General features: G+C 48.7%; 11 protein-coding genes. All 11 read right to left on the bottom strand.

Annotated features, from left to right (window positions below; genetic code table 11):
- Nucleotides 1–124 precede the first annotated feature (124 nt).
- A complete protein-coding gene (locus AB7S66_RS08870; protein WP_428519176.1) occupies nt 125–1636 on the bottom strand; it encodes an ABC transporter ATP-binding protein in 1512 nt (503 codons plus the stop codon).
- Nucleotides 1637–1694: 58 nt separating this feature from the next.
- A complete protein-coding gene (locus tag AB7S66_RS08865) occupies nt 1695–2696 on the bottom strand; it encodes a BMP family protein (RefSeq protein WP_428519174.1) in 1002 nt (333 codons plus the stop codon).
- 42 nt (nt 2697–2738) lie between these two features.
- Complete coding sequence (locus tag AB7S66_RS08860; RefSeq protein WP_428519172.1) at nt 2739–4127, bottom strand: amidohydrolase; 1389 nt, start codon at nt 4125–4127, stop codon at nt 2739–2741.
- 138 nt (nt 4128–4265) lie between these two features.
- Nucleotides 4266–4886 carry a class II aldolase/adducin family protein gene (locus AB7S66_RS08855; RefSeq protein ID WP_428519170.1) on the bottom strand — a complete coding sequence of 207 codons (621 nt, stop codon included), beginning with the start codon at nt 4884–4886 and terminating at the stop codon, nt 4266–4268.
- Nucleotides 4876–6135 (bottom strand): 3-oxo-tetronate kinase, encoded by a 1260-nt coding sequence (gene otnK / locus AB7S66_RS08850; RefSeq protein WP_428519168.1) that lies wholly within the window; start codon nt 6133–6135, stop codon nt 4876–4878. The genes AB7S66_RS08855 and otnK overlap by 11 nt, the downstream gene beginning before the upstream one ends.
- 107 nt (nt 6136–6242) lie before the next feature.
- Nucleotides 6243–6806, bottom strand: a complete 564-nt coding sequence (locus AB7S66_RS08845; RefSeq protein WP_428519166.1) for a chromate transporter — start codon at nt 6804–6806, stop codon at nt 6243–6245.
- Nucleotides 6803–7408, bottom strand: coding sequence for a chromate transporter (locus AB7S66_RS08840; protein ID WP_428519164.1), 606 nt, complete (start codon nt 7406–7408; stop codon nt 6803–6805). The genes AB7S66_RS08845 and AB7S66_RS08840 overlap by 4 nt, the downstream gene beginning before the upstream one ends.
- Before the next feature lie 8 nt (nt 7409–7416).
- Nucleotides 7417–7962: an SPASM domain-containing protein gene (locus AB7S66_RS08835; protein ID WP_428519162.1), complete on the bottom strand. Its 546-nt coding sequence runs from the start codon at nt 7960–7962 to the stop codon at nt 7417–7419.
- Nucleotides 7963–8015: 53 nt separating this feature from the next.
- The gene (locus tag AB7S66_RS08830) at nt 8016–8513 is read right to left on the bottom strand and encodes a radical SAM protein (protein ID WP_428519160.1); all 498 of its coding nucleotides are present in this window, start codon (nt 8511–8513) and stop codon (nt 8016–8018) included.
- An 85-nt stretch (nt 8514–8598) separates the two neighbouring features.
- Entirely contained in the window at nt 8599–10119 is a 1521-nt protein-coding gene (locus AB7S66_RS08825; RefSeq protein WP_428519158.1) for a sulfatase-like hydrolase/transferase, read from the bottom strand.
- A gap of 15 nt (nt 10120–10134) precedes the next feature.
- On the bottom strand, nt 10135–10598 hold a 464-nt coding region (locus AB7S66_RS08820), incomplete at its 5' end, for a carbohydrate ABC transporter permease (RefSeq protein WP_428519156.1).

Below are 10598 nucleotides of genomic sequence, written 5' to 3'. Positions count from 1 at the left end.
CCCCGTATAAAACTGGAGAGAGATGAGGGAATGCTGCTCCCCACCAAAGCAATCAGAAGAAGTGAGACACCCAGTACAATACCGGTTACCACAGTGAGCGAGAGAAGATTGGAAACAGACCGTTTCATGCCTCCCCCCTTGCAGGGAAGCCTGCCATCAATAACCCAAGATAGGTCAAATCAACGTCTCCTTCTCTCTCGATTACATCAACAATCTGTCCACGATACATCACAGCTATGCTGTCACTTAGATCCAGTATCTCCTCAAGGTCAGAAGAGATCAAAATGACGGCAGAGCCTTGTCTCCTGAGCTCCAACAGTGTCTTGTGCACATCCTCGGTCGAACCTACATCCAGACCTCGTGTAGGCTGGCAGGCAATGACCACCTTCGCATTTCCATCCAGTTCACGGGCAAGTATCAACTTCTGTTGGTTTCCCCCCGAGAGATACCGTACGGGATAATCCAAGGATCCACTCTTGATTGCGTATTTCTCTACTGCCTGTTCTGTCAACTCACGAAGCTTCTTTCTTGCAATGAAGTGGTGATGATTGCACTCCCCTCCACGAAAACGGGTGAGCAGGAGATTCTCCTGCATATCCATATCCAGAACCAGGCTATCGAGCAAGCGGTCATCAGAGATATATCCAAAACCCAATGCCCTGCGTTGTTTTACCCCAAGGTGTTCCAAATGCTGGCCATCCAAGGTCAAGGAACCTTCCTTGACCTTTCGTATGCCGAGCAGTAACTCAGCAAATGCTTTCTGCCCGTTTCCATCGACTCCGGCAATCCCGACAATCCTTCCTGGGGGGACGTGTAAGGAGAGGGGACCTATGGACCCCTGAGCATCCTGTATGGAAATGGCGATCAACCCTTCACGATCATAGGAGAAGGGCAATTTGGTTCGCACCATCCTGTTGGGTTTCCTCCCAACCATCAACTGTGAGAGTTCTGCTTCATTCGTATCTTTTGTCCTGACGTCCCCTACCTTCTTCCCACCCCTGAGGACGGTTATACGGTCGGTTAGGGAGAGAACTTCAGCAATATGGTGGGTAATGATGATGACTGAGTGGCCTTCTGCTCTCAGGCGCCCCAGAATGTCGAACAGGCTCTCCACCTCTTGTGGTGTAAGTACTGCTGTCGGCTCGTCAAGTATGAGCAACTGTGCTTCCCGGTAGAGTACCTTGATGATCTCCACCCGCTGCTGCTGCCCAACTGAGAGAGAGCTTACCAGTGCCGTAGGATCGACTGCAAGGTTATAACGTTCACTTAAAGTGCGAATCTCCTCGTCGACCTGTTTGCGTTTGACAAATGGATACCCAGGACTTCTCAACCCAAGGGTGATATTCTCACTGACGGTCAGGGTGGGAACCAAGGTAAAATGTTGATGCACCATCCCAATCCTGTGGCTGATGGCATCCTTCGGGCTCTTGATCTGTATGGGTACTCCATCCAGGACAATAGAACCGCTATCTGCTTGATAAATCCCATAGAGAATATTCATCAAGGTGGTTTTGCCTGCCCCATTCTCACCAAGCAGGGCATGGATCTCCCCATGGTCTACATGCAAGTTGACCTTCGAATTGGCGCTCTTGCCAAAGAATGCCTTGTCAATGTTGATCATTTCCAGAAATGCCATGCCATCTCCTCAAACTGAGCGCGCTCCCCACTAGGAGAGAGCACGTCATATTCTACGATTATTTGGTACGCGTCTCGATCAAGGGAACAGTAAAGCTACCATCCAGAATCTGCTGCCTGGTTGAGGCAATCAGGTCCTTGACGTCCTGGGGAATCTTATCCTCAAAGCTGTTGTACCCTGAGATATCCACAACCCCATCCTTCATGCCGAGGTTGAATACCCCACCCTCATAGGTATCGGTACTTACCTTCTCTACTGCAGTCAGGACCAAGGCTGGTACACTGTAAATGGTGGAGGCCATTACCGTATCAGGGGCGATGGAGTTCTGGTCATAGGAATCACCGGTTGCAAGCAGCCCGCGCTCCTCAGCCGCCTTGATCACCCCGGTCCCTGCCTGGTTCGCACAGTGGGAGAGAACGTCTGCACCCTGGTCAGCCATGGAGAGAGCAGCTTCCTTTCCCAGTGCTACGTCAGTGAAGCTGCTTACATATGCTTCCAGTACCTTGATGGATGGATTAACCGCCTTGGCGCCAATCTTGTACGCTTCCAGAACCTTGACGATTGAAGGCTGTTCAAAACCACCAACAATACCGATGGTGCCGCTCTCAGACATGGAAGCTGCAAGCATCCCCATCAGGTACCCGGCTTCTTCACAAGCCATTACATAACTGGCGGCATTGTCGCTGTAGACATTGGACTCGATTGCCATGAACTTTGTATCGGGAAACTGGGAGGAGACCCTGACAGCCGGTTCACCGAACTGGAAACCATGTCCGATCACCAGATCATACCCTTGGGCTGCATAGTCGCGGAACGCTGCCTCTCCATCAGCAATCCCCACATTCTCTGAATATGCAGTCTGGAGATTGTATTTCTCCTCTGCCTCTTTCAGACCGGCAAATGCTACTGCATTCCATCCTTGGTCGTTGGCTGGCCCTGAGAGCAACAGCGCAACCTTCATCTTTCCGTCTGCTTCATCCTTCTCAGCTGCGCCACCAGCAAACAAGAGCGATGTTCCGAGTACCAAAACCAAACAAGCTACCAGCAATGTCTTTTTCATGTTCGTTACTCCTCTAAAGGGTTTCCCCTGTGAATGCACTACTTATCGGAAGATTGTGGGGAATAGAGAGCGTAGCCTTTCATCGCAAGCCTGCTCAGCCTGAACAGCCAGGCGTACTTCATCAATCCCGACCAGCTCACCGTCCTTGAATTTGATATCCCCACCGACCATGGTCATGGCTACCTCTCCGGTATATCCCACGCGGGCAAGGAGATTGCCCGGATCATGCAAGGTTCCAGCAAGTGGAAGCGTATTGGCATCGATGGCAAAAAGATCAGCTGCCTTTCCAACCTCGAGGGAACCAATATCATCCCTTCCCAGTGCCTTGGCCCCACCTACTGTAGCAGTCTTGAGCATCTCGTAGGCAGAAGGGGCTCCTCTCCGGCTCTTGCTATGGTAGGACTGGGCCAAGTAGGCCATGCGCAAGGAATCGAGCAGGTTAGAACTGTCATTGGTGGCAGACCCATCACAGCCAAGCGATACATTCATGCCTGCTCTCTCCATTGCTGGGATATCGATGATGGGAAAACCTCCCAAGACAGCGGGTGCTGGACAGTGGGAAAGTCCTGTCCCAGTCTGTGCCATTACCTTGTATTCATAATCCTGGAGTTCCCACCCATGAGCAAACCAGACATCCTCCCCAACAAACCCAATATCCTCTGCCCAGGCAAGTGTTCTCTTACCATAGCGTTCCATCATGATGGGGTTCTCCCCCTCTCCGAGGTGGGTATGAAGCCTAAGACCATGCTTCCTTGCAAAGGACAAAGACTCCTCAAAGGTTTCCTGGTAGCTGTTGATCGGTTGACAGGGGGCAACTACAATCTGGCTCATACTGTTGGGGTTTGGATCATGATATGCTTTCACCAAACGCTCACAATCAAGTAGGAACTCGTCGGTAGTCTCCAGCATCTCCCCAGGGATGGTACTCCCCTTCTCCCTCTCCAAGGTATTGCATCCTCTCCCTGCGTGGTATCTGATACCCAACAGGGAGGCAGCTTCCATCTGGCGGTCAACCGCTTCCTTTCCAGTCTTCTTGGTATAGCAGTACTGGTGGTCGAACGCAGTGGTACAGCCATGCTTGAGAAGATCTGCCATGGCAACAAGAGACGAGTAATAGATAACTTCACTGTCAATCTGGGAGAAAATGGGATAAATCTTGTCGAGCCAGTCGACCACAAGAAGATTCGGATAATCAATGGTTACCAGGTTTCGTACAAACGTCTGGAAGAAGTGATGGTGCGTATTCACCAACCCTGGATATACAATGTAGTTGCTTGCATCGATAACCTCGGCGTCTCCACGAGGAAGATTCTTTCCAATCTTGGCAATCTTGTATCCGTCGATCAGGAGATCACAATCGGAGTACACCGTATCAGATCCATCGCAACTCACGAGAGAGCGGATATTTGTAAGAAGTTTCTGGTTACCCATCACCTACCACCTTACCGGCTTGATGAGTGCACGATAAACCCTATAGTTACTATAGGGTCAAGAATAAACAGAATCTTTTTTGTAGTTCTTTATCTACGATGCAATAATCATGCGCTATGAGTACAGATACCTTGGTTGCTATTGCAGTTCTGCCATCTCTTCTTCACTCAGTCTTCTGATATACAATCCCTGTCCCAGATACCAGAGCTTTGCACTCTCCTCGAACTCCTCAGCGGCAAATACTGCTTCCTGAAGCGTCTTTCCTGTGGTGATCAGCCCATGGTTCTGCATAAGGTAGGTAGAGAACCCAGGTTTGGATCGGATATCCTCTGCAATCAGTGGAGAACCAGGCCTTCTGTAGGGAAGTATCCCAACCTTGTTCACCTTCATGACAAAATACGGTGTGAATGGGGTAAATGGGCTGCCATCCCTGAGGTCCTTGGTGCTGGCAAGCAAGGTCGCATAGGTGGAATGCAGATGAACCACCGCTCTGATCTCGCTGTGAGCAGCATAACAAGCTAGATGGAACGGTACCTCCTTGGTAGGGGCCTTTCCTCCAAGCAACGTTCCATCCTCCTTGAAGTGGGACACCTCCGCTTCATTCAAAATCCCAAAGGAGGAGCCGGAGGGAGTGGCAAGGTAGGTATTATCAGGAAGTTTTACCGAGATATTCCCCGCACTTCCCACGACAAATCCTCGTTGGTAGAGACTTGAGGCGAAGGAAACCAACTCACGTTTCATCTCAATTTCATTCATCATAACACTCCTGCGCTTTCTCAAGAAAAGATTCAGAACCGAAGTTCCCGCTCTTCAATACCAGCTGGAACTTCCTGTCCAAGGACTGCACCCAAGAAACTCCGGGGTCTATCTGCTCCCCTATCAGGTAGGCATCAACTCCCAAGGTGGAGGCAACCACCCCGCTGGTCTCTCCCCCTCCAACAATAAAGGTCTCGACTCCTTCTTGTGCGAGTATAGCTGTCATTCTTCCAAATACCTGCTCGATGATTCCTGCCAGATCCACTCCCTTGAACCGCTCCCGGTTATACTGCAGTTCCTCTGGTGAGCGCGTTGCAAAGACCATGGGAGCAAGCGTACTTCCCTGGTGGGCAAGTACCCACTGGGCGAGTGTCTCAGGATAAGAGGGGTCGTCCACACAAGCTTGCTCATCAATACTGAAACTCTCTGCCTTCTCTTTATAGTAGGCAACTTGCTTTTGCATCATCGCTGAACAGGAACCAGCGATAACCACTGCATTTGTCCTCTTAGGAAGGAACGCAGGCTTCGCGGTACCTCTCTCTCCAAGGGATTCAGCCCTCACTGTAGCAATTCCCTGGGCCAAGCCAGAGCCTCCGGTGACAAGAAGCATATCCTCGGTTGCCTTGGCTATCGTAGTTAAGTCCTCATCGTTGATGACATCGACGATAATGTTGTTCACCCCATCCTTTTCAAGTGTATCAATTCGATCCTTTACTGCTGTAGCCCCTTTCCTGACCACGTCATAATACACATGGCCATTGCAAGATGGACTCTGCATCGCAAGCAGATCTGCGAGTTTCGACATCCTCATTGGATTGAGAGGATGATGACGCATGGGAGAATCACTGAGCAGTTGGTCACCTACAAACAGGTAACCGTGGTACACGGTTCTTCCATTGATTGGAAGCGCAGGACAGATAAGTGTGCTGGAAAGCCCAAGCGCATCCCTGAGCGCATCGCTGATGGGACCGATGTTTCCTTTCTCGGTTGAATCAAAGGTTGAGCAGTATTTATAGTAGAAGTGGTCGCAACCAGCTTCCTGCAGGAAAGCAAGTGCTGAGAGAGCCTGCTCTACTGCTTCAGAGGAGGGAATGCTCCTTATCTTCAGGCTCATGACAATCGCATCAGTTTCGGGAAGTTGCCCTGTAGCAACAGGCTTGGCACACATGAGTGTTCTCATGCCTCCAGATACCAAGAAGCCGGCAATATCCACAGCCCCGGTAAAATCGTCTGCAATAACTCCTAGTTTCATACAACCTCTCACATCTTATTCTTATAGTACCGTTGCGTGACATAGTATGCCAATTTTCTACGCTTCCTATCACTGTCGACCAGACTTTTTCTATGGAGGAAGGATACCTAAGGAAGCGCATGTGTTACCACAGCGTACCCGATACCACTTACGGCACCTAAAATGAGTAATGCAATGGGTCCCAAAGGTATTTTTCGACTGTTCAAACAAACGAAGGCAAGAATAAATACGATAAGTGCGAAGATGTCAACCTGACCCATGTGCCCAAGCGCGAGTTGCAACAAGGAAAGTCCAGCGGTAAAGATGGCAGCAACCACTACCGGACGTACCCCTTCGAGCACACGTTTGAGCAGTGTCTGTTCCCGATACTTTGCGTAGAGATGTGCGAGCAGCAACATAATGATGACCGATGGCAGGATATTCCCAAGAGTAGCCACCACGACGCCGGTAATTCCTGCAACCTTCATTCCGACAAACGTTGCAGAGTTGATGGCAATGGGACCAGGGGTCATCTCAGCAATTGTTACCAGGTCGGCAAATTCCGTGGCGGTCAACCACCCATGGATATCGACAGTCTGTGCTTGGATAAGAGGCATCGCCGCATACCCGCCACCAATGCTGAACAAACCTATCTGGAAAAAGCTGAAGAAGAGCGTAAGAAGTATACTCATAGCTTCTTCTCCTTCTGGAGCAGGATCAAGCTCTGGATGATCGAGAAAGCTACGATACTTACCATTACCAGCATGATGTTTACCTTGAAGATAAACAACGCACTGAAACTCAGGACAAAGAGGAGAATGGGGAGCACTTGCTTCTTCTTCAAGAACGGCCTGAACAAGGCCCAGGTAACCTGCAGGACAATGGCCGCAACAACTGCCCGCATTCCATGAAAGGCTGCAGCAATCCAAAGGTTATCCTGCACTGCCTTGTAGCCAAGGCTGACCAGAGTCAGAATCATCATGGGAGGAAGGATGGTACCCAAGGTAGCAACCAAAGCACCGGGAATACCAGCTAAATGATAGCCCACCATCAGGGAACCATTGACAGCTATGGGACCGGGAGAAGACTGGGCGATGGTGATGAAATCAAGCATCTCCTCATCGTTTATCCAGCCGAGTTTTACCACCATCTTCTTTCTCATCAGACTGATGATGACAAACCCACCACCAAAGGTGAACAGACTCAGGGAGAATGTTGTCCAAAAGAGTTTAAAGAAGAATTTGAGATTGATCTCTGGTCTCTTCTTATGCTCACGAATCAGCACATCAGCCATCTCTCCTCCTACAATGCAAGCATCTGTTTTGCAACCAATCCAAGCCTTTCTATAGCATAGGGAAAGAATATTTTCATGGAAGCACAAAAGCGATACCCTTCCTCATTACGATACCGTTTACAGCCACCTCTGCAAAGGGCTCTCCAAGGACAGGAAGCACAATCATCAATTGAATTGGGAGAATCCTCAATGAATCGAAGGGTAGTCCGCTTCTCGTCAAGCGATACAATTTCATCTTCCACGATATTACCGAGGCAGTACGAATCGAGACAGTAGAAATCACAGGGATAGATGTCCCCATTGCTTTCTGCAACGTACTGGATAGAGCATACTCCAGCCATATCGCAAGCCTCAGGGGGATAGCCGGCTATCATCCCAACAAGGTTATCAAAGAACCTGACTGAGACAGGCTTCTTTTCTTGGTAGGAAGTAAACCAGAGATCAAAGAGATCCTTCAGGAACTGCCCATAAGCGGAGGCAGAGAGAAACTGTTTCCCTCCCTCCAGCATATCCATACAAGGTATGTACTGCTGGTAAACAAGTCCATGTTCCACGAAATAAGGATAGGCCATGCCGATATTCTGTGCCAATTCATTGGTGACTACACTCAGGATATTGAACTTCTCCCCTTCCTTTTCAAATGCGAGATGGCCTGCAACACACTCCTACCGCTTTTCCCCCCGTCCCTATCTTTTCTATGAAAGTCATTGAGCCGAGGAGGCCCATCGAGGGAGACTCCTACCAAGAAATCATGTTCTCTGAAAAACCTTGCCCACTTTTCATCAAGCAGCATGCCGTTGGTCTGGAATGCATAGGTAACCAGGGAGTCTTCCTTCTTGCTTGAAGCAACTTTGCTCACAAAGTATTCAAAGAAAGGAAGACCCGCTAGAGAGGGTTCTCCACCCTGAAATGCAAAGGAACAATGTTTTGCTGTTTCCAAGCACTTAGTGATGATTGCATCTGCTACGGTGTGACTCATCAATGGACGAATACCCTCCTCTCGGGTATCTGCCTCATCAAAATAGAAGCAATAGTCACAGCGAAGATTGCACGCAGCTGAAGCTGGCTTGATCATCATGGTAAGGTGTGCTCTGCGTGTATCCATTGGTTATTGTATAGCCTTTATTAAAATTATAGACAAGAACCCTTAAAAAGAATTTATGAGGCGTTAATTCCCCGAACACCCTTGTTCAATGCTTCACATCATACAGTTTCTTGCCTCGAACGGCTTCCTCCATGGGAAGCCCTGTATCGTAGTCCCACTGTCTAGGCTCATACTCCTCATTTTCGCGTTGACGAGTCAGTCCACTATTCTGCCAAGTTGGAACTCTATCAGATCTCCAAGGACGGGCCACCCACTGGTATCCTCGATATACATCACGAGTTTCATCCATATGCTCAACCAGAAGATCATGAAGGCGATTCCGTATATCACGACAGGAGTCATCCCCGATACGGTTCACCACTTCATGCGGGTCAGATTCCAGATCATACAATTCATCAATATCCATCAGATTGATGGTCAACTTCCAACGTCCATCGGTAATGGACCGCATCATCTGCAAGCCACCAAACCCATCATGATCCACCTCATACCTGGTAAACTCACAGAACACATGATCATTGATCCTGATTTCAGGATTATCAATCTGGGCGAGCATGCTCTTTCCTTCCAGTAATTTTGGAATGGGAAGGTTAAAGAAATCCAAAACCGTCGGAGTTATATCGATATGGCTTGCTGGATAATCCACAACAACCCCTTGGTTCCTTTCATTGGATGTTGCAGGCTTTATCAGCAATGGGATATTGGTTATCTCCTGGTAGAAGGCAGCATTCTTTGCCTGCAAGTGGTGGAATCCAAGCATATCGCCATGATCTGAGGTGAAGATTACCATCGCATCTGGAGCGACCTTTTGTATCTGGTCAAGAACTCTCCCTATCTCATAATCAACAAAACTATTGCAGCCAAGAAACAAGGAAAGCATCTTTGAACTCTTTCGTAGCTCCTCTGAACTCTTTTCCAGATCACTCCCAGCCCATAATCGCTGGAGCAATGGTTTCGTCTTAAGGTTGTCATGGAAGGCTGGATTGTCGTCAAAGGAAAACCCATCATACATGGTATTAAATGGAGCTGGACAAATACAGGGACCGTGAGGCTCGTCATAAGAGACGACCAGGAAGAAATCCTCTTCTTCATGCTTTTCCAGGTAACTCATTGCCTTATTTGAGACTCGGTGAGCATAGGTCATATCTTCACTCCAGCTCTCATCATAGGCTGTTTCAGATTTTCTTGAGCGCATGCGGTCCTTGTCACTCAACTCCTCGAGATAATTGTGCATATCATACCAGGCTTCAGGATCCCACCCTTCCGGGCAGATCCCCAAACCAAAATAATCCCCTCCATCAAGATGCCATTTTCCCGTATATGCAGCTTTGATCCCTTGATCACTGAGACGTTGTCCCAATGTCTTCACATTAAGCCCTAGAGGAACATTATTGGAAACAACCCCATTTGAATGAGGAAACGTTCCCGTAAACAATGCTGAGCGCGCTGGTCCGCATACCGGTTGACAATCATATGCTGCATTGTATCGAATTCCAGCCTGTGCCAAACTATCCAGATTGGGGGTTTTCATACGTGCATCCCCATAGCAACCAAGCATATCTTTTCTTGTAGTATCGGTCATAATAAACACTATCTGTCTGGGCATATATGTCTCCTATTTCTAACCTTTCACAGCACCTGCAACCAGGCCTTTTATCATATATTTCTGGAAGAAGAAGAACAGTAACACTACCGGTATGGTCCCGATGATTGAGATGGCATTCACCAACGACCAATCATAGGAAAGTTCTCCCAGATACCGTAAGGCGATTCCAACCGACAATGTGCGCAGCTCATCAGACTGTATAAGTGTTGCGGCATGAAGGTAATCGTCCCATGTCATGAGAAATGCATAGATACCTACAGCAAGCAACCCTGATTTTACCAAGGGTGTGACGATGGTAAAGAGAATTCTCCAGCGGCCAGCCCCATCAACAAAAGCAGCTTCCTCGATATCCCTGGGAATATTTGCAAAAAAACTTGCCATCAGGATGATGCAGAAAGGAACCTGTGTTGCAAGTAATGCAAAGATTAGTCCTCCCCGGGTGTTGATAATTCCCAGTCTGCCCATAATTGCATATAAGC

This window comes from Sphaerochaeta sp. (assembly GCF_050178175.1).
Classification (GTDB): Bacteria; Spirochaetota; Spirochaetia; order Sphaerochaetales; family Sphaerochaetaceae; genus Sphaerochaeta.
This window is presented reverse-complemented; position numbering and strand designations above follow the sequence as displayed.